The following is a 22,724-nucleotide window of genomic DNA, read 5'->3' on the forward strand; positions in this document are numbered from 1 at the left end:
AGGTGGACTGGAGCGACCGCAATGATGACGTGATCGGTCCACGTTAAGCGTTTGTGCCCGGCCAGCGACCAGATTCTCCGGCGAGCTGCTGCCTTGGTTGATTGCAGGGAAGACGTGGCTTCGCTGCGACGAGTTGCAGTGCGTCCATCTTGGTGGGCGTCGGCGAACTGGAGGAGAACGGCTTCTGGCCGGGCACCGGCGCGATTCCCGCGGACAGAGGATGTGGCGGCTGTCCGCGGGGTGGAGGACGTGGCAGCGTCCGCAGATGGAGGACGTGGCGGCTATCCGCGGGGTGGAGGACGTGGCAGCGTCCGCAGATGGAGGATGTGGCGGCTGTCTGCGGACGGAGAACGTGGCGGCTGTCCTTTGTACGGTCAGCGGCGGCGCAGTGACGGGTTGAGTAGCGATGGGGGAGTGTCGTACTTCTCGTGCGCGGCCAGGTCGACACCGGGAGCGACGATCGCGTCTATCGCGTCGAGCACGTCGGTGGAGAGCACGGTGTCAGCGGCGGCGAGCTGCGAGTGCAGGTGGTCCAGCGTTCGGGGGCCGATGATGGCGCTGGTCACGACGGGGTGGGCGGTCACGAATCCGAGCGCGAGCTGGATCATGGTCAGGCCGGCTTCGTCGGCGACCTTGGCCAGCTGCTCGACCGCGTCGAGCCTGGCCCGGTTGGCGGGGATGGTCATGTCGAAGCGCTGCGGCATGATCTTCGAACGGCTGGTGGTGATCTCCTTGCCTTCGCGGATCGCGCCCGACAGCCAGCCCGAGGCCAGCGGGCTCCACACCAGCACACCGAGCCCGTACTCCTGGGTCACGGGCAGCACGTGGGCTTCGATACCGCGTTGCAGGATCGAGTAGCTGGGCTGTTCGGTGACGTAACGGCTCAGGTGATGCTCGCGTGCGGCCCACTGGGCTTGCACGATGCGGTACGCCGGGAAGGTCGAGGAGCCGAAGTAACGGATCTTCCCGGCGCGCTGCAGGTCGGTCAACGCCGACAGCGTCTCCTCGTCACTGGTGTTCGGGTCCCACCGGTGGATCTGGTAGAGGTCAACGTGATCGACACCGAGACGGCGCAGGCTGTTGTCCAGCTCGGTGACCAGCCAGCGGCGCGAACTGCCCTGGTGGTTGCGCTCATCGCCCATGGGCATGTTCGCCTTCGTGGCCAGGACGATGTCGTCCCGGCGGCCGGCGATGGCCTTGCCCACCATCTCCTCCGACTCGCCGTCGCTGTACATGTCGGCGGTGTCGATGACGTTGATCCCGCCCTCGAGCGCGGCATCGACGATGGCGGTGGCCTCGTCCTGTGTGGTGCGTCCGATCGTGCCGAAGTTCATCGCGCCGAGCGCGAGGGAGCTGATCTGAACACCGGTGCGACCCAAGGTGCGGTATTGCATGACCGTTCCTCCGTTGAGGCATGGGTTGGTTGACGAGCCGCCGCTCTGACATCATGAGCAAGCGGAACCCCGCTCCGGATACAATACGGAACGTCGCTCCGCTTTGGCAAGCTCGACAGCGGAGGGAGCAGTGCGGTGAACGACAGCGGGGAGGCAGGGCGCGCAGCCCGGTCCAAGCGGGCGGACGCCCGGCGGAACGAGAAGACACTGCTCGACGCGGCCGCCGCGGTCTTCGTCACCTCAGGCGTGGAAGCGCCGGTACGCGACATCGCGGCCAAGGCCGGCGTCGGGATGGGCACGATCTATCGCCACTTCCCGACTCGAGCGGATCTCATCATCGCCGTCTACCGGCACCAGGTCGAGGCGTGCGCCGAGGCCGGTCCCGCCTTGCTGGCGACCAGCGCGACGCCGCACGCCGCGCTGGGGCAATGGATCAACCTCTTCGTTGACTTCCTGGTCACCAAGCACGGGCTCGCCGCCGTACTGCAGTCCGACAACGCCGGCTTCGACACGCTGCACGCCTACTTCCTCGACCGCCTCGTGCCCGTTTGCACCCAGCTGCTCGACGCCGCCGCCGCCAGCGGCGAAATCAGATCCGACTTGAAGGCCTACGAGCTCATGCGCGGCATCGGGAACCTCTGCATAGGCGCGGACAGCGATCCCAATTACGACGCACGTCGACTGGTCGAGCTGCTCATCGCAGGACTACGCCAACCACAATGAAGCGACCGGCGCCGAGCCGCGAGCTGGGCGAGTGTGGCCAATGAAATGACGCCAGTGGTGATGTTCCAGGCGGCCCGCCGAACGGTTGTCGTCGCACGTAGATGAATTGCGTTTGCCCAAGGTGGCTGTACGGGGTCAGCTCCAGATCCCCCGGGGCTGGTCGGATCGTGCGCGGCCAACATTGAGCCGGTTCATGGGTGGTTTCACCTTCGATGAGTGGCCCCAGGACCATCGTGAGGTTGCGGTGGGTGGAGACGCCGGCCTTGGCCGCCGCCCTTTACCTGTCAGGTCATCGCGCTCCTTACGTCGGCACTGCCAAGATCAACGCGTACCGAGCTGAACCGATCGGAAGGACACCCATGACCGCCTACGTCATCGCTCATATCCAGGACGCCGCCCCGCACGCGGAGATCGCCGAGTACGTCGAACGCCTCCCTGCCACCCTCGAGCCGTACGGCGGCCGCTACCTCGTACACGCCGCCCAGCACGAGGTGAAGGAGGGCACCTGGCCCGGATCCGTCGTGATGATCGGCTTTCCCGGGATCGCCGAGGCGCAGGCCTGGTGGGACTCACCCGCCTACCGGCAGATCGCACCGCTACGCTCACGGCACTTGGAGGGCGACATCATCATGGTCGAAGGCGTCCCCGAGGACTACGCCCCGACCGCCGCCGTCAAAGCGATACGGGACGCCCTGCCCAGCGAGTAGCCCTCAGCCGGGCCGGACACGCCAGCATCGAGCCCCCACCACCTTGCGGATGCAGGAGAGTGTCGCGGCCTGGTCAGGGCGACGGCTCTGGTCAGCCTCCGTGGGCGGTGATGGCGTAGCCCTCGGGTTCAGAGAAGGTGAACGTGCGGCCGAACGGGCCGTTCTGGGGTGGGCTGAGGATAGGCACATCGGCGGCGGCGAGCCGATCGTGCAGCTGCTGGGCGTCAGCGGTACGGAACCACAAGGCCACCCCAAGGCCAGGCCGAGCGACGTCATCGAGGTCCACGCCCGGCAGCGGCTCCCGAACGGCGAACGGGATCGGTGAGGTGGTGAACACCACCGCTCCGGGAGGGGAGGCCGGCGACTTGCGCAGCCCGAGGTGCTCCTCGCAGAAGGCGGCCGCCGCCCTCACGCGGTCACGCGAGTCAGTGCAGCGTGCCATCGTGCTCACCGACCAGGCCCTAGCCCAGTTGCACACGGGTGGACCTGGCGCCCCGGAGGAGTCGGCCCGCCAACTGCACGAGTGTGTTGATCTCACCGCCGCGGCGCGAGGCCGGGTACCCGCACAACGCCTTCGACAGGCGCGGCTGGAGCTGCGGCCATGGCGCAGCGAAGGATTCGTCGCCGACCTCGACGACCACATCCACACTGCGCTGATCGGAATCTGAGATAGCAGCGCGGCTGGCCCGCGTTGGGGCTGGCCGTTCACTGCCTTCGGTCAGTGTGCTGGGGTCACGTCGGCGGTGACTGGCACGTCGGGCATGGCGGTGTTGGTGACGACGGCGAGGTGGTGCCCGTTGCGAGTGGGCAGCCACTGGGCGCCGACCAGGGGGATGAGCGCGATGTTCGGTGTGGGGCCACGGGACCAGTCCAGGGTTCCGGCGATGGTGGCCAGGCGGGTTTGGGCGATTGCCTGGGCGACAGCGCGATGGTCGGTGACGTCGGAGGCAGTGCACAGGGCGTGGTGGGCGACTTCGACAAGGGCGTAAGCCAGGCCCAGGGGCTGTGACCAAGGTTTGCCGGTGGCGTCTTGGTAGGCGTTGGCCAGTTCAGCGGTGGTGGTGCCGTCCAGCGATGAACGGTGCGGGTGGGTGGGCGTCCAGTACGCCAGGGTGGCCACGCGTGCGGCGGAGAGCTCGTCGGTGTGGGGATAGGTCAGCCAGCGTGAGCATGTGATGAGGCGGGGGAGCAGCCCGGCTTGGTGTGCCTGGCGATGAAACAGCGTCAGGTCGGCGGCGGTGGCGGCGCTGGTGATGACGTCGACGTCGTTGCGGCGCAGGTGGGCGATGTGCGAGCCGAAGTCGGTGGCGGGCTCGCGATACCCGCCCGGGTCGATCAGGGTGGCGCGCGGGGCGGCGGCCGGCACGAAGCCGTGGTGGGGATGACGCAGAAGCTGGCCTTGCAGGTCGTCGTTCCACAGGCAGCCGACCCTCTGTATGCCGCCGAGGCGTTCCCAGATGTCGGCGAACACGTTGGCGATGTCGTCCAGCCCCCACGCGAAGTGGAACGTCCACGCGAACTCGCGCCGCAGTTCGCCGCCGCGCGAGTACATGTAGGCCTGCCACGGAAAGGTGGTCGAGATGCACGGAACACCGAGGGTCTCGCAGGTGTCAGCGACCGCAGGCAGGACCTTCGTGCCCGCCATGGTGATCACCACGTCGGCCTGGTCGTGCTCGACCAGGTCGCGTACCGCCTGGCGGGCATGGACCGGATCCGACCGGCTGTCGCGGGTGGCGAAGCAGAGCTGGTAGCTGCGGCCGCCATTGCGAAGCTGCGAACGGCGCGACGCCAGCTTGTCGACCACGAATGACAGCGGAGCGCCGAGCGCGGCCAATCGCCCGGTCTGCGGCACGACGGCCCCGATGCACAGCCGCGATTTCGACGCCACCATGACCTCCATGAGCGGTCCACCCGGGGGCCTGGGTTCGTATGGCTCGCCTCAGGCCCCCGGGAGGCTTATTTGTCCTTGGTGATGCAGGTGGTTTGGCTCAGCACCGAGACCGTCTCGTTGCCACAGTTGTTGCTGTGACCGGAGGCGTTCCGAGCGAACAGGAGGTTGGACAGCACACCGCCGCTGGGACCTGCGTGATCACCCTCTTTGTGAGCGCCGTGTTTGTCTGTTGTGACGCAGGTGCGGTCTTTGAGGACCGACACCTTGCCAGTGCCGCACAAGTTGGCGTGTCCGGAGGAGTTGCGTCCTGAAAGGTTGGACAGCAGGCCGCCGGCTCCTCCGTCGCCGTCCCCGGAACCCGGGCTGGCCATGGCGGCCCCGACGGGGGCCGCCAGCACCCAGCCGGCCGTGGCTGCGAGCACGGCGACTCTTCGTATCGTGTGCATTTCCATCCTTGAAGATCGGAAGATTTCCCATGCCTCAGCAAAGGGAAGGTATGGCTACGCATAGTAGTGAGTCATGTGCTCTGCGTGCGCGGTAATGAAACTCTTGATCTCATAGGAAGGACGAGTGCTTCGCCGTCGAAGGTGAGCTGATCCACGAGGGGGAGGAAGCGCGCGGTGCCCGACCGGGTGCCTTGGACCGGACCCTCGCCCACCGCGGCTGGATCAGGATCGACGACCAGGCGGCGGGATCGGATGGAGCCACAAGCGCCTGTGGTCGCGGTTCCGGGCACAGATCCGGACTGCCTCCCGAGCGCTCCGCGAAACTGGTCCGCTTCGACCACGCCGTTCACCGTCTCGCTGCAGGCGGACGCGCGGCCGAGGTCGCGGCGCAGGCCGGCAACGTCGACCAGTCCATCTCATCGGGAGGTTGCGGCGTTCGCCGGAGGGACTCCGGCGACCAGACCAAGAGCCCGTGGTTGGCGGTGGACGACATCGCCTGGACGGGACGCCCATCACGCTCGATCTCGCTGAGCCGATGCCCGCTGCCTGCCGCCCGCCTGGGACCTCGACCACTTACGGCCTAGCCGCGTGTGGCCTGGCGAAACGCGATGTTTGCCCCAAGCATCCCGGGGTCATTAATCCGGACAGCACCGGGTTTCGGGGAGCGCGGGGGCCGCGCCGGCTCGGGTGCACGGGGGGCAAGTGCGATGAGAGTCATGCTGAGGGCGCAGCTGGACACCCAGGTCTCGAACCAAGCGCTCAAGAGCGGCAAACTGCAAGAGGTCATGGAGTCGATGATGGAACGGCTCAAGCCCGAGGCGGCCTACTTCGGCCCCAGCGAGGGCGGACGTTCCTGCACCTTCGTGTTCGACATGCAGGACAGCTCAGCGCTGCCGACACTCGCGGAGCCGCTTTTCCAGGAACTCGGCGCAAAGGTCGAGGTCCAGCCCGTGATGAACCCGGAAGACCTGCAGAAGGGCCTCGCTGGCTTGCAGCGTTCCTGAACAAGCACCGGGTGCGAGAGGAGCAGGCCCGACCGGCCCGGACCCGGTCCGGTCGGGTGCGAGGGCGACCGCCACCGGGCCGGGCGACCGCGATGCGCTAACGGCCCACTGCGCCGCGGTCGATCACCACGACGCACCCCAAGATCATCCCAGCGAGACTGATCTGAGCCGAGCCCCGGCGAGCGCAGGCCGTCCGATCACGGCCCGGCGGCCGCTCCCGATACCCAGAAACCTTCGTACAACACGACCGTCTGCTCGTGGTCCCCGTCGCGGAACGCCTTCGCTGGGAGCACGAAATGCAGGTAACCGCCGTCGCCAAGGTCGTAGTGCCCGATAGTGATGATGTGGCGATACGGCTCGCCGGATGCCGCGGCCCCAGCTCCGCCCCTGGTCGGCGGCGGGTCGCCATCGCCTTTGGCCGAGCATCGCCGCGGCCCGGTGTCAGCGGCTTCACCGATCAGAAATCCTTCGCCACGTCGTCAGTTCTGGTAGCCCCTCGCCACACGCGGAAGGATTGACGACCATGACCGACGGCAGACTGCTAGGCGCCGACAAGGCCGCGTTCATCGCGGCGGCCCGCTCAAATGACACAGCACAGTTCGCGCTCATCACGGAGCGCTACCGGCGTGAGCTGCAGGTGCACTGCTACCGGATGCTCGCGAACTACGAGGACGCCCAGGACATGACGCAGGAGACGTTCCTGCGGGCGTGGAACAAGCGGGATTCGTTCAAGGGCCAGGCTGCGCTGCGGACCTGGCTGTACCGGATCGCGACGAACGCCTGCCTCGACTTCCTGGAGAAGCGCAACGACCGCACACCCGTGCCTGCCGAGCTGCCGGACGCGGGCTCGGAATTGCACTACCTGCAGCCCTACCCGGACCGGATGCTCCCGGAGGATCCGCAGGACTCGGTGGTGGCGCGGGAGACGATCGAGCTGGCGTTCATCGTCGCCGTCCAGCACCTGCCGCCGCGGCAGCGGGCGGTGTTCATCCTGCGCGACGTCCTCGGCTGGCCGGCGTCGAAGGCCGCCGATGCCCTGGAGCTGACCGTCGCATCGGTGACCAGCGCACTGCAGCGGGCGCGCGTGACGATACGCGAGCAGCTGCCCGACCGCCTCGACTGGCGGAGCCCCGCCACGCACGAGCTGTCGGATGACGAGCGCGGCGTGGTGAAGTCGTACATCGACGCCCATGAGCGCAACGACCTCGACGGGCTGATGGCCCTGCTGCGCGACGACCTGCGCTTCGCGATGCTGCCCGACCCGGGCACCGTGATCGTCACGGCCAAGGACGCGGTGGACGGCTGGGTCTCCAACGGGCTCTTCCAGCGCGGCAAGGACGACTGGCGCTGCATCGCCACGACGGTCAACCGCATGCCCGCCGCCGCACTGTACCTTCGCACCCCCGACGACCCGGAACACCGTTTGTTCACCATCGCGGTCCTGCACATCGTCGACGGGAAGATCGCCGAGCTCACCGGATTCGACGCCACCGACAAACCATGGCTGGGCCTGCCCGCGACGCTGTGATCAGCCAAGTCCCCATCGTCGACGAGTCCAGCGCACGGGCCCGGCGTCACCGAAGTCACCGCGGAATGAGCACCCCGACCAGCTGAACACCACCGCCCCGCCGGCGTTGCCGGCGGGGCAGCGAGCCGAGCATTTGGCCGTGCTCATCGCCTCGTCTCGTATCGGGTCAGCACCACGCCGCCGGGAAATGCCCGCGTCTCGACCAGGTTCAGGTTCACCCAGCTGTCCAGCGTGGTGAAGAACGGCGTGCCGCCGCCCACCAGGACCGGATGGGTGACGATCGCGTACTCGTCGATCAGCCCGGCCCGCATGGCCGCCCCGGCGAGCGTCGCGCCGCCGATGTCCATCGGGCCGCCGTCCTCGGCCTTGAGCCGGGTGATCTCGGCGACCGCGTCGCCGGTGACCAGGCGGGTGTTCCAGTCGACCTTGTCGATCGTCGATGAGAACACCACCTTCGGCATGTCCCGCCAGAGGCGCGCGAACGCGATCTCCGCCGGGGTGGCGTTGGGCCGCTGGTCGCCGGTCGGCCAGTGGGAGCTCATCGCCTCCCACAGCTTGCGCCCGTACAGCGACAGTTCGCTCGCCCGCATCTGGTCGTACCACCACTGGAACAGCTCGGCGCTCGGCGACGAGTCCGGTCCCTCCCCGCCACTCCAGCCGATGTCGTCGCCGGTCGCGGCGATGTAGCCGTTCAGGGTCACGTTCATGCCGAAGATCAGTTTCCGCATCGTGCCAGCCTCCCTCGAGTCGATCTCACACGTACAGACGGGCGCGGCGCGGAAACCTCATCGGTGCGCGATCTGCGTCCGCAGGTGGTCCTCCCGTTCCGGACTCAGCACGGCGTACTCGGCGGGCTCGAACACCACCGACCGGATCTCGGTTTCACCCTCGCAAACGCCTGGTCACACAGCTACAGCGCCAGGCCCTCTCACCGCGCTGGAGGTCGCCAAGCAGGGGAGCAGCGGAATACGCCAGAAAGGGATCACCGGGGCACGTTGTAGCTGGTTGGAGCGGGGACGCAAGGACGCCCGAGCGTTCGGCTCGGGCGTCGGGGGTGCGGTGCTGGAGTGGGTTTAGCTGGCGAGCGGCGGCTAGGGCGTTGCCCCGTCAGACGTTCGCGGACAGGCCTGGTCCGGGGCCTCTGCGGCTTGGGTCAGGTGCTCGGCCTGGCGGACGGGCATTCACCATCGCTCCCAGTGCAGGACCTGGTCGCGTGGGATGCGGGGCGCGGGTTTGAAGTCGGTGCCGATCGTGTAGGCGAGCGGGATGAACGCGGCGAGCATGACCTCGTTGTAGGGGACGCCCAGTGTGGCGGCGAGTTCGTGTTCGAGGGGTCCTTGGGCGGTGGTCCATGTGGTGCCGAGGCCGCGGGCGCGGGCGGTGAGCATGAAGCTCCAGGTCGCTGGCAGGATGGATCCCCAATTCGCCCCTCTCACCACCAGTGAACGCGCCCAGCTCGCTGCCCTGGTCAGCAAGCTCATGCAGCTCTGATCCCAGGGGGCGCGGACTACGCGTTGGTCAGCTCTGATCGTCCTCCGGACCGTGAATGACGCGGTGGAGGGTGGAGCGTCCGACGCAGGGGTGCGGCGGTGTTCACTCCCCCCCAGTCCATGAGCATGCTCAATAACGTGATCGCGCCCCTGCGAGTCGTTGCTCATTCCATGATCGACAGCCGTGTTCAATTGGCTGATCACCTACAGCGGCGCCGAGCCGCGACCTCCGGACTGCCGCTGAGCGACCGCCGACACGCAGAGGTGATCGGAGTTATCGGGTGGCCCCTGCCAGTCCCTGAACTGCGTCGATCACGCTGTCCACCACCTCGGTCAGCGGCTTGGACGCATCGATGATCGTCGCGCCGCGGCTTTGGTAGATCGCTGGCATCCGAGGGTTCCACGTCAGGGCCGCTGCGAGCTCTTCGGGATGTTGACCGAATGGGTTCGTAGTGCGGGTCGCGAGCCGGTGGCGGAGGGTGTCCTCGTCGATCACCAGGCACACGATGAGGTCGAAAAGATCGAGGACGTCTGCTTCGTTCTCCGCCGACCCACACAGGAACGCGATTCGGAAACGAGACTTCTCGACGAGGGTCTCAACGCGCTCACGGACGATCGCCCACCCGTATCGATCGAGCCAGCCCCCAGGAACCGGATACGGAGGATCCACCACAACCGCGCCCGTAGCTCGATCGATCCAGCGACTGAAGCCGTCCTCGTCGGCGTCGAGAGCAACGTGGCCACGCGCTCGCAACACCCCGCAGACCGTGGACTTACCAGTCCCTGAATTGCCCGTCACCCACACCAACGCCACGCCGCAAGCGTAGACATGACCACCCCGGGATAGGTGCTGTGACCGCGTAGGCCGTGCCCGCGGTCGTGCCGGAACTGCGCGGAGAGCATCCCGGGGGTGGATGCGCCGCAGCGGTGTTTTGCAGTGATGCGTGCGGCCGGCACGCTCGGGTCGGCGTTGCCCAAGGCGCTCATCGACGGTACCGACGTGCTGGTGAATGTGATCTCCTCGGCGCTGAGCCGCGATCGTGAACCAGACGAGACGGTCCACTGACGGCCGTTCTGGTCGCCGATCCACCCCGAGCACGGCGTGGTGGCGCTGCCGCCCGCGGCGATGCTCGGTCATTTCCACCGCACCGGGCTGCCGCTGCCGGAGACGCTGCTGGGCCTCGGCAAGATCATCAAGGTGCGGGCGGTCGGCGTCGACGAACGGTTTCCGATCTGCAGGCCGCCCTGGATCACGCCTGGGCCACGTTGGTCCCGCCCTATGTCGCGCTGGACCTGGCCGCGGTGAGCTTTTGTGACTCTTTTGGCGTGAACGTCCTGTTGTGTGGCTGGAAACGTGCCTCTGGCCTGTGCGGTGAGCTGATTCTGGCAGACGGCCGACCCACAGCCTGGAATTACCGGCAATACCAGTCGATTAGATTGACATAATCATTCTTATCGACCAATCTTCGATGTCTGCTACGCAGCCCCACATCTCGATCCGTGCCGCGGCCTATGTCTGGTTGCCAGCCGTGTAGCTCACCAAGAGGTCAGCCAACTCCTTCGGGTGACTCAGCGCGACGCAGTGACAACCCGGGATCTCGTCGGGGTCGATGCCCAGCCGTTCTGGCGCCAGCCGCCGGAAGAAGTCGGCCGGAAAGAACAGGTCGTCCTTGCACAGCACGAATTTCGTCGTCACATCCGGCCATGCATCAAGCGGCCACGGCGAATCGTAGGCAGTTGACGACTCTCCGCGTTCCTTGCTCAACGCCTCCTCGGCGAGGGCACGAGGCACGCCGTTGTAATAACAGATGAACGGGTCGGCGTTGCCGGTCCTGCCGCCGTCCAACTCGGCCTGCTCTCGTACGGCCTGGCCATAACCGGTATTGGTCCACCAATCTGCCGCGGACTCTCCTGGGGACGGAATCATCGCGGCGAGCAGAACAAGTACGTCCACCGGAAGCCGATCGGCCACCAGCGGTGCGGTGAAGCCACCGTACGAATGACCTACAACGACCAGATCCTGCCGATCGCCTACTGCCTTGACCACCGTGTCCGCATAGTCATTCAGGCTCGCGGAGTCGTCGTCACACGGCAGGTCAGGCGCGACCACATCATGCCCGCGCGAACGCAGTTCGGCCTCCACCAGATGCCAGTACCAACCAACATCCCCGCTGCCGTGAATCAGTGCGAAGGTAGCCATGTCCGCACCATAGGGCAGATCGCATCAACGTTCCCGGCCCGCTCGGAAAAATGTCGCACAGGTACGGCAGAACGAGCCGATGCACAACCAGCTGGAAAATTCAATCCATCTCCAGGGCGGCGCCGAACGATCTAAATGGGCGCTGCGGTGCTTGTCGACGAGACCGCATTGCTGGTCGCGGTGACCCGGGCGAAACAATCCGGTGTGCCTGGACTCGCAGTACTGCGCGGCCCATCACTCGCGGTGTTGCGCCCTCCAGACGATTCCCGCGCCGACCTGGGCACATGCGACACGGCTCCTTGCCGGCTGGGCTCCAGGCACCCGGGGTGGCTCGGCCAAAGCGCAGTTACACCCGCTGCAAGCCTGGATGGATTCGGTTAACAGCCCACGCGTTCAGAATCGTCATCATAGGTCGCGAGTTCCGAGAATGTAAGCCGCCGTAAGCGCAACGCCACGGTCTTCGTCGTGTGCCAGATCTGCGAGGGCACGAGAGGTGGTGATTCCCGGGATATCCGCGAGCGCCTGGGTCAGCCGTCGACGTGCAGACGACTCAATGGTGCCGCGGGCAAGGCGCTCAACGAGGCTGGTGGCGATCTGGTCCGCCAACGCGGGACGGCTGGCCAGCGCGCTCAGTGTGTCGGCTGCATCGACGTCATTCGCCTCCTGGACGACCATATCGATGAGCGTCGGGATCGCATCGGCCACTCCACGTACCCCGAGCGCCAGCGCCGCATACCTGCGGACCACGACGTCGGAGCCGGCGAGGGCGTCCTGCAGGAGTTCGGTCGCTTGACCGCCCGAGATCTCAGCGATGGCCTGGACAGCACGTTTCCGTACCTCGGCTTCTGGCGAGCCGAGGCCCTCCGCCAGCAGGTCCAATGCGCCATCACCCAGCTGCGCCAAGGCCCATTGAAGGGCTCCGGCGACGTTCGGGTCCGCCTCGTTCAGCACCGCCTCGACAAGTGCTTCCACCGGCACCGGAACCTCTGCGACCGAGGACAAGGCCGCGCGCTGACGCTGCCCAGCGCTCTTTGACCCCAACGCCCGCAGAAGTGCCACGACCTGAAGGACGTCCTCCCAACCGCCGGGTTCCGCGGCACCGATCCGACGCAGTCGCGTGAGCAGCTCGGTCTCATGTGCGATGCGGTCGCGCGTCTGGCGGATGAGGTCGTCGACGAGCTCTGCGGGTGTGAAGCCGGGATCATCGAGCGCACGCCTGACTTCACGCAGCGACAGCCCCAACGACCGCAGGCTCTCGATATGGAAGATCCGCCGTATGTCCTCGCTGGAGTACTCCCGATAGCCGGCGTCGGTACGACCCGTTGGCCGCACGAGGCCGAGCGAGTCGTAATGCCTGAGCATGCGGGCGCTGACCCCGGAACGCCGTGCCACATCACCGATCAACACTGCCCATCACCCCTCCTGGCTCGTGCCAAGGGCCACGACGCGCTTGGCCTCCTCGATCGCGAACTCGAATCCGGCATCCGGGTCGCGCAACAGCCGTTCCGTGGCGATCGCATGCGCACGCACGCGCGCGTCGGGATGGGTCATCGCAGCACGCAGAGTCGGCACAATCACCTCGCCGAGCGCGATCAGCGCCCGGCTGAGGCTCAGCTGCGTCTCACGCTCGCCGCGCCCGAGCTGCGTCGACAACACTGCGGCCAACTCGGGCTCTTCACCTTCGGGCACGAGCACGACCGCTGCCCGCCAAGCACTCCGCGCCACCTCATCGTCCGCGTCGGACAAAAGCGCCCGTGTGATCGCCGGCCACGCTCGCCGATCCCCGATCTTGGACAGGGTGTGCAACGCCTGGCTTCGTGCCTGCGCACGCTGAGACCGGACCTCGTCGAGGAGCCTCGGTACCGTCATTGATGCCGGGTAGCGGGTGAGTGCCCACGTGAGCATGTCGCGCACGTAGAAGTCGGGTTCGATCGCGCAACGTTCAACGAGCGTGTCGATGAGCCGCGGGTCAGGGGTCGTGCCGACCACCAGCGCCGCCCGCAGGCGCACTGACGAACGACCGTCCTCCAGCCCCTCAAGAGCTCGCGTCATGCCCAGGTCCTGTTCCGGCATGGTCATCGGGGACCACCTCCTTGACCACAGCGAAGACCTTGTCACAGTGTCAAGGTCAAGCAGGATCACGCCGCGAGACACCAGGCGAAGCGCGAGGGCCGAAAACAGAAGGAACGTCCCGCATCACATTCGCTGAGCCAGGCACCGGTCACACGGCCGCTCGCATCACCTTCGCCGGGTCGTCATCAGATCGGCTGAGCCAGGACGGCCACGCCCCGGCCCAGTTCGCCGATCATAGATTCGATACCATACAGAATTCTGCTATCTGTCGGACGATCCTTCCAAGGCACTGTTCGTGCTGCTCGTCCTCTCGATGTCATCTCAGGAGCGATACGTCGTCGCATCATGCTGATGCTGCGTCATGCTGAGCCCAGGGGAAGTCGGTCCATGCGGCGGTCAGTGGTGACAAATGAGCGCGGCAGCGATGCGGATGAAAGCGTCCCTTGCGGCGACGCCTGGCTGGTTCCACCAGCGTCAACCGGCCCCACCTTCTGACGGGCACTGGCTCCACCCCGGTGAGACGGATTCCTGTTCGTAGGAGACCTGGCCCCACCCCCTGGAGTCCGGCGGAGCTGGCGAACGGGGCGGTGGGGCTGGGCACTGACCACGCTCACCATCGGGGACCTCGCCGGCGCGTATGGGCGCGGAATCCCTTGCTTGCTTTGTCTGGTCTAGCCCCCGAACAATCGCTAGATTTGATCGTGGATCATCATCTGCCCCGCGGCCTTCGGGGTGGTGTGCGTATGGCCTCAGAGGCGAACATGGCTGCTGACCCTTTCAGACGCGAGTACCGGGCAAACCTCGGAACGTTCGCCATGGCCTTCTTGATGGGTTTCTTCTTTCTGGTCGTGGCCATCGTCGTGTTGCGGGGAGAGAACAATGCCGCGGTCAAGATCCTCATGTCCGGACTGCTGGTCGGAATCATCGTCCTTTACCTGGGGACCAGCATGTGGACGCGAACCTGCGTGTCGCGAGACCGCATCGTGAAGCGCGGACTGTTCCGGACCATCGCGACACCATGGCAGGCAATCCAGGGCATCGAGATCAGGCGTGGAACCAGGCGCTCGTGGGTTGTGATCTACGACTATCAGGGCCGAGAGATCGACCTACCGCACCTGGACGCCAGCGAGACCGACATCGAGAAGGAGGTCCGCGCCCTGCGTGAGATCTGGGAGAAGCGACGGGGCCCGCACTGGAAACCGATCTTCGATACCGCCAGGGCCGCTCGCCGAGACTGGCCGGGGGGATGGTGAGACCGGGCATCCCGGCCTTTCCTCGCCGGCACCAACCTGCCGTCGTCGTCGGGTCGCAGGTCAGCCTTGAGCACCCGGAGCCAGAAGAGGACATACGACGATGACGGGGGTGAGCGGTAGCCGTCCTCAGCGACGAGATGGGGCCAGGTCGCACTGGTGACCATGAGAGCTGAGAACAACAAGTGGGGCCGGAAGTCGCTGGAGATGGAGCCACTTCCCGTCCGTATAACCAGACTGTGTAATCGTGCGTTATCTGGTAGAGCTCCCCATCACGGATCAGGTAGCCCCGGCAGCGACCGACGTAACCAAGGGCGAGCTCAGGCCCTGACCAGCGGATTGCCGTGACCCATACCCTCGCGTCGGTGTATCGCCGGTCGTGCCGCTTGAGCCGCCCCAGTCGTTCATGTGCCTGAACTATTGCCCACTCCACGCTCTCCAGGAACGGCGATTGCCAGCTCGGCCCGTCCTCGTTCAGAACCTCCTCGGACGGCTGGACATCGAGGCGGGCCATTGTCTCAACGACTTCTGCCGCAGCAATGTCACCGCCGCGGCCGTGTCCGGTAGCGATGACCTGTAGCCATCGTCCCGCGTAGACGGCGTCCAGGTTGACCTGGGACGCGGGTCTGATCTGTGAGCCGACGGCAACGCTGATGCCCATGCCCTTTGACGCTACAAGCCCCGATCGGGCGCCAAGGCTGATGTTGCCGGGAACGGCCACGCCGATCGAGATTGTCGATCATACGTTCGATACCAGACAGAACGGTGATTCTGTCTGGTATCTGAGGTGAGTCTTCGAGTCGGCTCCCTTCCTGGGCGGCTCCATCGTCCGCGCTCAGCCCTGGCCCCTGGTGTTCGAGTGCCGGTACGCCGCGTGGTGGCCAGCAGCTGCCGTCCCGAGGCTTAGCCGCCCGCGAGAGGCTCATCACGATGTCCAGTCGGCCCTGCCTGTACCGGGGCGGCGGGACCTCGTCATGTCCCGTCACCCCGCAAATCTGTGCGGGTGCGGCTCTGTGTGGGTCCGGGCTCTGTGCGGCCGGTCCGGCTCTGTGCGGCCGTGGTGATCCGCGGGTCGCGACGGGTGAGGCGATATCCGCTCTCCCTCGGGGTGTCGGTCACGGATCGTGGGTGTGGAATCGGAGGGCGCCCAGGGTTGTGGCGGCGGCGGCGTATGCGGTGAGGACGGTGAGGCCAGTTGATGGGCTGATGAGCTGGGCCTCGAGATTCTTGGTGGTCTGTAGGGCAAGTCCGGCGGTCGTCGGTGCGTACTTCTCGAGCAGGTGTCCGTTGGGGAGGAGGCGGGCGAGGATGGGTAGCAGGAAGAGCAGCCCGAGCACGGTTGTCACCGCGGCGGCGATGTTGCGGAGGAGGGCGCCGATCCCCAGGCTGACCAGGGTGATGAGCGCGAGGTAGAGGACGGTGGCGAGGGCGGCCCGCCAGGTCGTCGCGTCGGCGGGCGGCACGGGCAGTCCCGAGCCGGGCAGAAGCGCGCGGGCGATGATCAGGCAACCCGCCACGCTCAGCAGGCCTGCGGCCAGGGCGACGGCGGTCACGGTGACCGCCTTGGTGGTGAGGACGCGCAGTCGGCGGGGGACGGCGGTCAGTGTCGGTCCGATCAGGCCGGTGCCGTATTCCCCGGTGACGGTGAGAGCAGCCGCCACGACGACCGGGACTTGGCCTAGTTGGACGCCAGAGAGTGTGAGCCTGACGGTGTCGCAGGTTTCGGCGGTCGGGCAGACAGTCGTACCCGGCTCCGCTGTCGCGGCGACCACGGCGCTCGCCGCCAGCGTCAACGCCACGGCCAGCCAGGGGGCGAGGGCCGTGCTCGGTACAGTGCGCCATTTGGTCCACTCGGCGCGGAGTGCGCGTCTCATGGGTCCCTCCTGCGCATGAGCACGCAGCCTCCTGCAAACGCGAACGCCGCGTACGCGCAGAGAAGCGTGAAGCCGGTCCAGGTACGTCCGGCCCACGGCAGCAGGAACGCGTCGTCGGTTTCCTTGATCTGCTGGATCGAGAGCCCCGCCAGGGGCCCGAGGCGCTGCGGCCATGGGCCGCCGGCCATGGGTGTCACCAGAACCGGTGCCATGGCGAGAACGATGGTCGTGGTCACGGCGGCAGCGGTGTGTCGAAGGATCGCCCCGACGCCGAGGGCGAGCACCGCGCCGAGCGTCAGGAACGCGGCCGTGCCGACGAGGACTCGCAGCACCGTGGGATCCGCGAGCGATGGATCCGGGTAGGTCGGAGGGCGGAAGCCCTGGAGGCGCAGGAGCGGCTGCGTGATCAGAAAAGCGGCCAGGCCGGCGACCAGCGTGGTGGTGAAGACGGTCGCCGCGAGCACGACCGCTTTGGCGGCGAGCACCTGGACACGTCCTGGTCGTGCGGCGAAGGTCGTCCGGATGAGCCCATGCTCGTACTCGGCGGTGACGAACGCCGAGCCCAGGGCCAGCAGGGGAAGCAGGCCCGCGATGCTGCCCGCCACTGCCGCGATGACCCTGCTGCCGTCGTCGGCTTGGCCGATGATGTCCCCGGCTGGGGTGGTCACGGTGACGGCGGTGGGCTCGATACCGAGCGGTGGTGGCGGTTCCGGTGATCCCGCTCCCCCTATGTCATCGGTACGCCATGGCGGTCCAGGGGCGGTGACGCTGACGTTGTCGAAGACGGCTGTGCCGGGGCGGGTCCGCATGAGAACCGGCCGCATTGGTACGGCGCGCTCCGCCCCCGGTGAGGTTGCGAAAAGCCCCATCTCCACGGTTGAGGGCAGTCCGGTCATGGTGACCGTCCCGACGGGACGCCAGACGCTTCCGTCGGTGGACGTGTAACCAGTGATGACCGTGCCGGCGCGGGTGAGCTTGAGCCAGTGCGGGGCCTTGTGGTCGCTACCGGCGATGTCGGTGGTGAAGCGGGCCTGGAGCCTGATCCCGTGGCCGCGGGTGACTGCCAGCACGGCGTACGGGGCTCCGGCGGTGGCGCTCTCCTTGATCATGACACCCGCCATGGCCCAGGGATGGTCGGCGCGCTGCCCGGCCACCCGGGCCACGATGGAGCCGTCGCCGGTGAGCGGCCGGTGCGTGAATCGGAACCGGTCCACGTACGGGGCCTGGTCGTACGTCCCCGGGCTGCCCGACGAGATCAGAACGGCGAACAGCACCATCAGCCCCGCGGCACCGAGCAACGTCCCGAGATAGACCGGCACCGACCGGAACTTGGTCCACTCGGCACGCATGACGTCGGGGAAACCGTCCATCATGTGCCGTCCTCCGTCGCCGTGTACTCGGTGGCGTCACGAGTGAGCCGCAGGTATGCCTCCTCGAGCGAGATCTGCTCCAGGCCGTGCCGTTCGCCGGACGCTTGGGTCTGGGCGCCGGGTGCCTGCGCTCGTTCGCCGGACGCCTGGGCCCGGCCGCCGGACGCCTGGGCCCGGCCGCCGGACGCCTGGGCCCGCAGATCGCGGACGCTGGTGTCGGCGAGCAGGCGGCCGCGGCCGATCACGATGAGGTGGTCGGCGGTATCTTCCAGCTCGCTCATCAGGTGGCTTGACACCAGCACGGCGCGGCCTTGGGCGGCCAGCCCGCGCAGCAGTCCGCAGATCCACCGGATGCCCTCCGGGTCGAGACCGTTCACCGGCTCGTCGAACATCAGCACCGGCGCGTCCCCGAGCAGGGCGGCGGCGATGCCCAGGCGCTGCTTCATCCCGAGCGAGAAGGCGCCCGCCCGTCGCCGTGCCACCGTGGCCAGCCCTACCTGATCGAGAACCTCGTCCACCCGCCGCGCCGGGATGCCGTTGCTGTGCGCCATCCACAGCAGGTGGTCGCAGGCGCGGCGGGCGGGGTGGAGGGCGTTCGCGTCCAGCAGCGCGCCCACGTGCCGCAGAGGTGTGCGCAGGCCGCGGTAGGGGCGGCCACCGACGAGCGCGCGTCCCTCGTCCGGCGTGTCCAGGCCGAGGATCATCCGCATCGTCGTTGACTTGCCCGCGCCGTTGGGCCCGACGAACCCGGTCACCCGGCCTGGGACGACGGTGAAGGTCAGATCGTTGACAGCGAGCGTTCGTCCATAGTGTTTGCGCAGGCCATGGGTCTCGATGGTGGCCGCGGTGGGGCGTTCGATCAGGTTCACGGTGCCATCCAAGCCGCACCTTCCGCCCGGCACAGGAGGCCGCGCACCCATCGTGAAGGGAGGGCTGGCCCCCATGCCACCACCGGTCTGACTTCCTAGGATGATGGCCATGACGGCGTCCGGCTCCGGCGAGGTCACGGCGGTCACCGTGGCCGAGAGGATCCGTCGCCGCCCGCTGCGTTTCCTGGTGTCCTCCTGGCCGCTGCGGACGCTGGCGTACGTGGTCTCCGGCGTGGTGAGCGGCTTGGCCACGCTGGTCTGGCTGCCGGTCGCGATGCTGCTAGGCGCATTCGCCCTGACTCCGCTGCTCATCGCGCCGCTGGTGACGGTCGAACGGCAACGCGTGCGGCTGCTGGGCGGCCCGGCGCTGCCCGATCCCCACCGCACGCCGGACCGCTCCGGTCTGTCCGCCCGGCTGCGCGCGCGATACGCCGAGGCCATCACCTGGCGAGAGCTCGCCTACACGGTGCTGAACGGTACCGTCCTGCTGCTGGTCGACTTGGCCGCGCTGGTCGTGGGCCTTGCCCCGGCCTTGCTGTTTCTCAGCGGAGCGGTGAGCTTTGTGGAATCCGGCCCGGGGACGGCCACAGCGGGCTCTCCCGACCACGTCTCCGGCACGGCGTTCATCGGCGTAGGCGCGGCGCTCGCCGTCGTCGCGGCCGCGATCCTCCTTGCCTGCACGACCGCTGCCGCGGCGGTGGCCCGCGCCGAACTCGCCCGCCTCCTGCTGTCGGCCGAGGACGAGACGCGCATCCGCACCCTGACCATGTCGCGGGCCAGGCTGATCGACGCCTTCGAGGTGGAGCGGCGGCGCATCGAGCGCGATCTGCACGACGGCGCGCAGCAGCGCCTGCTGCGCCTCGGCATGACCCTGGTCACCGCGCAGCTGGAGCTGGACAAAGATCCAGAGGCCGCCCGCTCCCTCATCGCCACCGCCGCTGACGAGGCGAAGGCGACCCTTACCGAGCTGCGGGAACTCGTGCGCGGCATCCACCCCAGGGTGCTCACCGACCTGGGGCTGCCGCCCGCCGTCGCCGAACTGGCCGTCCGGTCACCGCTCCCGGTGACCGTCGCCCTGGAGGTGCCCCAGCGTCTGCCCGCTCCGGTGGAGTCGGCGGCGTACTTCGTCGTCGCTGAGGCACTGACCAACGCGGCCAAGCATGCCCACGCCGAACGCGTCGAGGTGACAGGCGCGGTCACCGGCGGAACGCTGTACGTGGAGATCCACGACGACGGCGTCGGCGGCGCCGATCCCACTCGGGGCAGCGGGCTGAGCGGACTCGCCGACCGGGTCGACGCGCTCGACGGGACCCTGGTGTTGGCCAGCCCGCCCGGCGGGCCCACGGTGGTGCGGCTGGAGGTGCCGTGCTCCGCATAGCCCTGGCCGACGACGCCGTTCTCCTGCGCGAGGGCCTGGTCGCCCTGCTGGTCCGTTTCGGCCACCAGGTCGTCGCCTCCGTGGGTGACACCGACGCGCTGATGAACGCCGTCGCCCTGCACGAGCCGGACGTCGTCGTCACCGACGTGCGCATGCCGCCGGACTTCACCGACGAGGGACTGCGTGCCGCCGTCGCGCTGCGTGCCGAGCGTCCGCGCCTGCCGGTGTTGGTCCTCAGCCAGTACGTGGCGACTGCGTACGCCGCCACGCTGCTGGAGTCCACCCGCTCCGGCGGCGTCGGATACCTGCTGAAGGACCGGATTCTGGAGGTGCGCGACTTCGTCGAGGGCGTCGAACGGGTCGCCTTCGGCGGCTGCGTCGTCGACCCGGAGGTCGTCCGGCACCTGATCGCCCGCCGTGACGACCCCCTGGCCCGCCTGACCCCTCGCGAACGCGAGGTCCTCGCGCTGATGGCCGAAGGCCGCTCGAACACCGCCATCACCCGACAGCTGATGGTCAGCGAGAAGGTGATCGGTAAGCACATCAGCTCGATCTTCACCAAGCTCGACCTGCCGCCCGACACCACCGACGACCACCGCCGCGTCCGCGCGGTGCTGACCTACCTCCGCGCCTGACCGATCGAGCCTCCGCGCCTCACCGATCGAGCGGATGTCCGGTCGTGGGCTCGGAGAAGCCGGCGCCGTGCGGATCGGCGCCGCTGATGTCGTTGTCAGGGCGCGGCCACCGGCCGCCCGGCGCCCATGACGGTGGCCATCCATCGGCTGACCTGGGCCGCGCCCCCGCGCCCCCGCGCAGCCGGTCGGGGCCGCCGGGTGGCGGGACGCCACACCCTCCCCCGCCGCCTCCCCCGTAGCGCCCACCACACCGCTAGCCAGCGCTGATCTCCACCGTGATAGGCATGTCGGGCCGCCTTCGCGCCGCTGGGCGGTACCGCGGGGAATCCTTTCTGTCTACGTCTACGTCTACGTCTACGCCCAGCCCACGCGCCAGCACGCGTTGGGCCGGGACGAAGACGTAGATAAGGCTGGAGGGTGGGCCGGTGTTCGGGGCGCCACCAGCGTGTCGCTTGTTGGTGGTCGCGGGCGGCAGGCCGCGCGCGGGTGATGTGGCCGCGCCAGGTGATGTGGCCGCGCCGGGTGATGTGGCTGCGCGGCCCGGCCGGGAGAAGGTTATGGCTCCTTGCGGTTCCGGCGGCGGTCACGCCAGGCGAAGAAGGCCTGGGAGATCCTGATCACGAGGGAGTGGTCTCCGCCACCGTGGAGTGATTGGGTGCCGATGAAGTCCGCGTTCGCGTTGTGACGCCGTTCAAACTCGGCGTTGGACTGACCGGGAAGACGCTTCTGTGGTGCGGTCATCGGTCCCCCATCGGGTTGTCGCGGATCTTGCTCGTCCGGGACGGTTGTGATCTTCGTTCTGCTTCGACGGCTTATTGAGGCTGCCGGTTTCCCCGGCAGGCGGCGAGGCGGCGCACTCGTGATGAGCGTCCCGCAGTCGTGCGGTGGGGAGATCGATCACTTCGGTAGCGCGGGCCTTGCGGCCGTCACCTCGACAGAGAAGCTGCTGCCAGTGATCGAGGCTGGCGACTTCCGCGACGTGACCTTTACCGCCGCCTACTTCCTCGACGTGACCTTCACCTGGGCGCTTACTTCATGGGCGCGGCCTTTAGCGAGACTGTCGGCGGCGCGACTTTACTGAGGGTGATTTCCGTCGGGTGGCGGTGGAGGGGCGACGCGCGTTGTGGGTCTGTTGGGTACTGGGCTGAGCCGAGGTGTCGGTCGTAGGTTCAGGCTTGGCCGGTATTCTCCACCGGCTCAGGCGCGCCTGTTCACCGCGGCGAGGGCGGCGTCGATGATCTTGCTGAGGTAGGGCCCGTCGGGAAGCGGGAGGTGGGCCACCAGGCGGTGCCAGATGGGGCCGTACAGCAGGTCCAGGGCCACGTCCACATCGGCTTCGGCGGCCAGTTCGCCCTGCTGTTGGGCCTTGCGCATGCGTTCTTTGAACGAGTCGATGCGCGGCTTGAAGAGGCTGCCGTGCACCTGGCCGGCGAGTTGCGAATCCTGCAGGCCTTCGGCGAGCACCCCGAGTATGGCTGATCGGATGCCCGCGTCGGTGAGCAGGCTGAGAGTCCCGGACATCTGCTGGTGGAGGTCGGCAGCGAGGTCGCCGGTGTCCGAGAAGCCGGTCGGCTGGAGTGCGGCCTCATCGATGGCCTCCAGCATGACCGCCCCCTTGGACGGCCACCATCGGTAGATCGTTTTCTTGCTCACGCCCGCGCGGGCGGCGATGCCCTCCACGGTCACCTGCGCGTATCCCTGTTCGGCACACAGGTCGAGAGCCGCTTTGAGCGTGGCGCGGTGGCTTCTCTCACTGCGGCGTTGGGGGTTCGGCGACTCCTGCACAGATCGACCCTAACAGAAACGGAACGTGTCGTGTTGACAGGCGGGACAAGCGCGGGACATACTCCCGCTCGATGACACGGAACGTGTCGTGTCTTTGCTTCCTCGAG

At 67.6% G+C, this 22,724-nt stretch carries 26 protein-coding genes; 11 read left to right on the forward strand and 15 right to left on the reverse strand.

All coding sequences use genetic code 11. From position 1 onward, the window contains the following. Window positions 1-374: 374 nt before the first annotated feature. Entirely contained in the window at window positions 375-1,394 is a 1,020-nt protein-coding gene (locus tag F8566_RS10545) for an aldo/keto reductase (protein ID WP_151559924.1), read from the reverse strand. A gap of 135 nt (window positions 1,395-1,529) precedes the next feature. Between F8566_RS10545 and F8566_RS10550 the strand changes: the two genes are divergently transcribed. Beyond that, window positions 1,530-2,117 carry a TetR/AcrR family transcriptional regulator gene (locus tag F8566_RS10550; RefSeq protein WP_151559925.1) on the forward strand — a complete coding sequence of 196 codons (588 nt, stop codon included), beginning with the start codon at window positions 1,530-1,532 and terminating at the stop codon, window positions 2,115-2,117. A 359-nt stretch (window positions 2,118-2,476) separates the two neighbouring features. Further along, on the forward strand, window positions 2,477-2,824 hold the full coding sequence (locus F8566_RS10555) for a DUF1330 domain-containing protein (RefSeq protein WP_151559927.1): 348 nt from the start codon (window positions 2,477-2,479) through the stop codon (window positions 2,822-2,824). A 91-nt stretch (window positions 2,825-2,915) separates the two neighbouring features. Here the strand turns inward: F8566_RS10555 and F8566_RS10560 are convergent, their stop codons facing one another. Further along, a complete protein-coding gene (locus F8566_RS10560) occupies window positions 2,916-3,266 on the reverse strand; it encodes a VOC family protein (RefSeq protein WP_151559929.1) in 351 nt (116 codons plus the stop codon). 1 nt (window position 3,267) lies between these two features. On the opposite strand from F8566_RS10560, the gene F8566_RS10565 reads away from it, so the two are divergent. Next, window positions 3,268-3,492, forward strand: coding sequence for a hypothetical protein (locus F8566_RS10565; protein WP_151559931.1), 225 nt, complete (start codon window positions 3,268-3,270; stop codon window positions 3,490-3,492). Between the two features lie 50 nt (window positions 3,493-3,542). Here the strand turns inward: F8566_RS10565 and F8566_RS10570 are convergent, their stop codons facing one another. Both F8566_RS10570 and F8566_RS10575 read right to left on the reverse strand, forming a co-directional pair. Further along, window positions 3,543-4,715: an ABC transporter substrate-binding protein gene (locus tag F8566_RS10570; RefSeq protein ID WP_151559933.1), complete on the reverse strand. Its 1,173-nt coding sequence runs from the start codon at window positions 4,713-4,715 to the stop codon at window positions 3,543-3,545. Window positions 4,716-4,780: 65 nt separating this feature from the next. Further along, complete coding sequence (locus F8566_RS10575) at window positions 4,781-5,161, reverse strand: hypothetical protein (protein ID WP_151559935.1); 381 nt, start codon at window positions 5,159-5,161, stop codon at window positions 4,781-4,783. Between the two features lie 716 nt (window positions 5,162-5,877). Between F8566_RS10575 and F8566_RS10580 the strand changes: the two genes are divergently transcribed. Continuing rightward, window positions 5,878-6,165 carry a DUF3303 family protein gene (locus tag F8566_RS10580; protein WP_151559937.1) on the forward strand — a complete coding sequence of 96 codons (288 nt, stop codon included), beginning with the start codon at window positions 5,878-5,880 and terminating at the stop codon, window positions 6,163-6,165. 523 nt (window positions 6,166-6,688) lie between these two features. Beyond that, a complete protein-coding gene (locus F8566_RS10590; protein WP_151559939.1) occupies window positions 6,689-7,693 on the forward strand; it encodes an RNA polymerase subunit sigma-70 in 1,005 nt (334 codons plus the stop codon). 143 nt (window positions 7,694-7,836) lie between these two features. Here F8566_RS10590 and F8566_RS10595 read toward each other — a convergent pair whose 3' ends face one another. From F8566_RS10595 to F8566_RS10605, 3 genes are all read right to left on the reverse strand, one after another. Then, a complete protein-coding gene (locus tag F8566_RS10595; RefSeq protein ID WP_151559941.1) occupies window positions 7,837-8,421 on the reverse strand; it encodes a dihydrofolate reductase family protein in 585 nt (194 codons plus the stop codon). A gap of 453 nt (window positions 8,422-8,874) precedes the next feature. Next, a complete protein-coding gene (locus tag F8566_RS10600) occupies window positions 8,875-9,081 on the reverse strand; it encodes a nitroreductase family protein (protein ID WP_225993038.1) in 207 nt (68 codons plus the stop codon). A 376-nt stretch (window positions 9,082-9,457) separates the two neighbouring features. Continuing rightward, entirely contained in the window at window positions 9,458-9,997 is a 540-nt protein-coding gene (locus F8566_RS10605; protein WP_151559942.1) for a hypothetical protein, read from the reverse strand. Window positions 9,998-10,093: 96 nt separating this feature from the next. Between F8566_RS10605 and F8566_RS49770 the strand changes: the two genes are divergently transcribed. Further along, on the forward strand, window positions 10,094-10,249 hold the full coding sequence (locus F8566_RS49770; RefSeq protein WP_192809619.1) for a hypothetical protein: 156 nt from the start codon (window positions 10,094-10,096) through the stop codon (window positions 10,247-10,249). Window positions 10,250-10,288: 39 nt separating this feature from the next. Continuing rightward, window positions 10,289-10,489, forward strand: a complete 201-nt coding sequence (locus tag F8566_RS10610; protein ID WP_151559944.1) for a hypothetical protein — start codon at window positions 10,289-10,291, stop codon at window positions 10,487-10,489. Between the two features lie 204 nt (window positions 10,490-10,693). Here F8566_RS10610 and F8566_RS10615 read toward each other — a convergent pair whose 3' ends face one another. From F8566_RS10615 to F8566_RS10625, 3 genes are all read right to left on the reverse strand, one after another. After that, window positions 10,694-11,383 (reverse strand): alpha/beta hydrolase, encoded by a 690-nt coding sequence (locus tag F8566_RS10615; protein WP_151559946.1) that lies wholly within the window; start codon window positions 11,381-11,383, stop codon window positions 10,694-10,696. A 405-nt stretch (window positions 11,384-11,788) separates the two neighbouring features. Next, window positions 11,789-12,790: a HEAT repeat domain-containing protein gene (locus tag F8566_RS10620; protein ID WP_151559948.1), complete on the reverse strand. Its 1,002-nt coding sequence runs from the start codon at window positions 12,788-12,790 to the stop codon at window positions 11,789-11,791. A gap of 6 nt (window positions 12,791-12,796) precedes the next feature. Continuing rightward, a complete protein-coding gene (locus F8566_RS10625; protein ID WP_151559950.1) occupies window positions 12,797-13,462 on the reverse strand; it encodes a HEAT repeat domain-containing protein in 666 nt (221 codons plus the stop codon). 737 nt (window positions 13,463-14,199) lie between these two features. On the opposite strand from F8566_RS10625, the gene F8566_RS10630 reads away from it, so the two are divergent. Beyond that, complete coding sequence (locus tag F8566_RS10630) at window positions 14,200-14,709, forward strand: PH domain-containing protein (RefSeq protein ID WP_151559952.1); 510 nt, start codon at window positions 14,200-14,202, stop codon at window positions 14,707-14,709. Window positions 14,710-15,821: 1,112 nt separating this feature from the next. Here the strand turns inward: F8566_RS10630 and F8566_RS10635 are convergent. From F8566_RS10635 to F8566_RS10645, 3 genes are read right to left on the reverse strand one after another with little or no spacing between them, the layout of a single operon-like run. Next, window positions 15,822-16,580, reverse strand: coding sequence for an ABC transporter permease (locus tag F8566_RS10635; protein WP_151559953.1), 759 nt, complete (start codon window positions 16,578-16,580; stop codon window positions 15,822-15,824). After that, window positions 16,577-17,953 carry an ABC transporter permease subunit gene (locus F8566_RS10640; RefSeq protein ID WP_151559955.1) on the reverse strand — a complete coding sequence of 459 codons (1,377 nt, stop codon included), beginning with the start codon at window positions 17,951-17,953 and terminating at the stop codon, window positions 16,577-16,579. The genes F8566_RS10635 and F8566_RS10640 overlap by 4 nt, the downstream gene beginning before the upstream one ends. Beyond that, a complete protein-coding gene (locus tag F8566_RS10645) occupies window positions 17,950-18,831 on the reverse strand; it encodes an ATP-binding cassette domain-containing protein (RefSeq protein ID WP_225993039.1) in 882 nt (293 codons plus the stop codon). The genes F8566_RS10640 and F8566_RS10645 overlap by 4 nt, the downstream gene beginning before the upstream one ends. Window positions 18,832-18,928: 97 nt before the next feature. Between F8566_RS10645 and F8566_RS10650 the strand changes: the two genes are divergently transcribed. Both F8566_RS10650 and F8566_RS10655 read left to right on the forward strand, forming a co-directional pair. Then, window positions 18,929-20,197 carry a sensor histidine kinase gene (locus tag F8566_RS10650; RefSeq protein WP_151559956.1) on the forward strand — a complete coding sequence of 423 codons (1,269 nt, stop codon included), beginning with the start codon at window positions 18,929-18,931 and terminating at the stop codon, window positions 20,195-20,197. After that, window positions 20,185-20,832, forward strand: coding sequence for a response regulator transcription factor (locus F8566_RS10655; protein WP_151559958.1), 648 nt, complete (start codon window positions 20,185-20,187; stop codon window positions 20,830-20,832). Before F8566_RS10650 ends, F8566_RS10655 begins: the two co-directional genes overlap by 13 nt. Before the next feature lie 555 nt (window positions 20,833-21,387). On the opposite strand, the gene F8566_RS10660 is transcribed toward F8566_RS10655, so the two are convergent. Next, a complete protein-coding gene (locus F8566_RS10660) occupies window positions 21,388-21,573 on the reverse strand; it encodes a hypothetical protein (RefSeq protein ID WP_151559960.1) in 186 nt (61 codons plus the stop codon). A gap of 46 nt (window positions 21,574-21,619) precedes the next feature. Here F8566_RS10660 and F8566_RS10665 point away from each other — a divergent pair, with 46 nt between their 5' ends. Beyond that, window positions 21,620-21,913 (forward strand): hypothetical protein, encoded by a 294-nt coding sequence (locus F8566_RS10665; RefSeq protein WP_151559962.1) that lies wholly within the window; start codon window positions 21,620-21,622, stop codon window positions 21,911-21,913. A 116-nt stretch (window positions 21,914-22,029) separates the two neighbouring features. Here the strand turns inward: F8566_RS10665 and F8566_RS10670 are convergent, their stop codons facing one another. Next, window positions 22,030-22,617 carry a TetR/AcrR family transcriptional regulator gene (locus tag F8566_RS10670; protein WP_151559964.1) on the reverse strand — a complete coding sequence of 196 codons (588 nt, stop codon included), beginning with the start codon at window positions 22,615-22,617 and terminating at the stop codon, window positions 22,030-22,032. Window positions 22,618-22,724 lie beyond the last annotated feature (107 nt).

This window comes from Actinomadura rudentiformis, assembly GCF_008923185.1.
GTDB lineage: Bacteria > Actinomycetota > Actinomycetes > Streptosporangiales > Streptosporangiaceae > Spirillospora > Spirillospora rudentiformis.

What these genes read in the sequence shown, in the direction of transcription:
- F8566_RS10590 (WP_151559939.1), top strand. Translation starts at nt 6,689, where the DNA reads ATGACCGACGGCAGACTGCTAGGCGCCGACAAGGCCGCGTTCATCGCG.
- F8566_RS10630 (WP_151559952.1), top strand. Translation starts at nt 14,200, where the DNA reads ATGGCCTCAGAGGCGAACATGGCTGCTGACCCTTTCAGACGCGAGTAC.
- F8566_RS10580 (WP_151559937.1), top strand. Translation starts at nt 5,878, where the DNA reads ATGCTGAGGGCGCAGCTGGACACCCAGGTCTCGAACCAAGCGCTCAAG.
- F8566_RS10600 (WP_225993038.1), bottom strand. Translation starts at nt 9,081, where the DNA reads ATGCTCACCGCCCGCGCCCGCGGCCTCGGCACCACATGGACCACCGCC.
- F8566_RS10660 (WP_151559960.1), bottom strand. Translation starts at nt 21,573, where the DNA reads ATGACCGCACCACAGAAGCGTCTTCCCGGTCAGTCCAACGCCGAGTTT.
- F8566_RS10570 (WP_151559933.1), bottom strand. Translation starts at nt 4,715, where the DNA reads ATGGTGGCGTCGAAATCGCGGCTGTGCATCGGGGCCGTCGTGCCGCAG.
- F8566_RS10595 (WP_151559941.1), bottom strand. Translation starts at nt 8,421, where the DNA reads ATGCGGAAACTGATCTTCGGCATGAACGTGACCCTGAACGGCTACATC.
- F8566_RS10545 (WP_151559924.1), bottom strand. Translation starts at nt 1,394, where the DNA reads ATGCAATACCGCACCTTGGGTCGCACCGGTGTTCAGATCAGCTCCCTC.
- F8566_RS10650 (WP_151559956.1), top strand. Translation starts at nt 18,929, where the DNA reads ATGACGGCGTCCGGCTCCGGCGAGGTCACGGCGGTCACCGTGGCCGAG.
- F8566_RS10560 (WP_151559929.1), bottom strand. Translation starts at nt 3,266, where the DNA reads ATGGCACGCTGCACTGACTCGCGTGACCGCGTGAGGGCGGCGGCCGCC.
- F8566_RS10575 (WP_151559935.1), bottom strand. Translation starts at nt 5,161, where the DNA reads ATGCACACGATACGAAGAGTCGCCGTGCTCGCAGCCACGGCCGGCTGG.
- F8566_RS10640 (WP_151559955.1), bottom strand. Translation starts at nt 17,953, where the DNA reads ATGATGGACGGTTTCCCCGACGTCATGCGTGCCGAGTGGACCAAGTTC.
- F8566_RS10555 (WP_151559927.1), top strand. Translation starts at nt 2,477, where the DNA reads ATGACCGCCTACGTCATCGCTCATATCCAGGACGCCGCCCCGCACGCG.
- F8566_RS10615 (WP_151559946.1), bottom strand. Translation starts at nt 11,383, where the DNA reads ATGGCTACCTTCGCACTGATTCACGGCAGCGGGGATGTTGGTTGGTAC.
- F8566_RS10635 (WP_151559953.1), bottom strand. Translation starts at nt 16,580, where the DNA reads ATGAGACGCGCACTCCGCGCCGAGTGGACCAAATGGCGCACTGTACCG.
- F8566_RS10625 (WP_151559950.1), bottom strand. Translation starts at nt 13,462, where the DNA reads ATGACCATGCCGGAACAGGACCTGGGCATGACGCGAGCTCTTGAGGGG.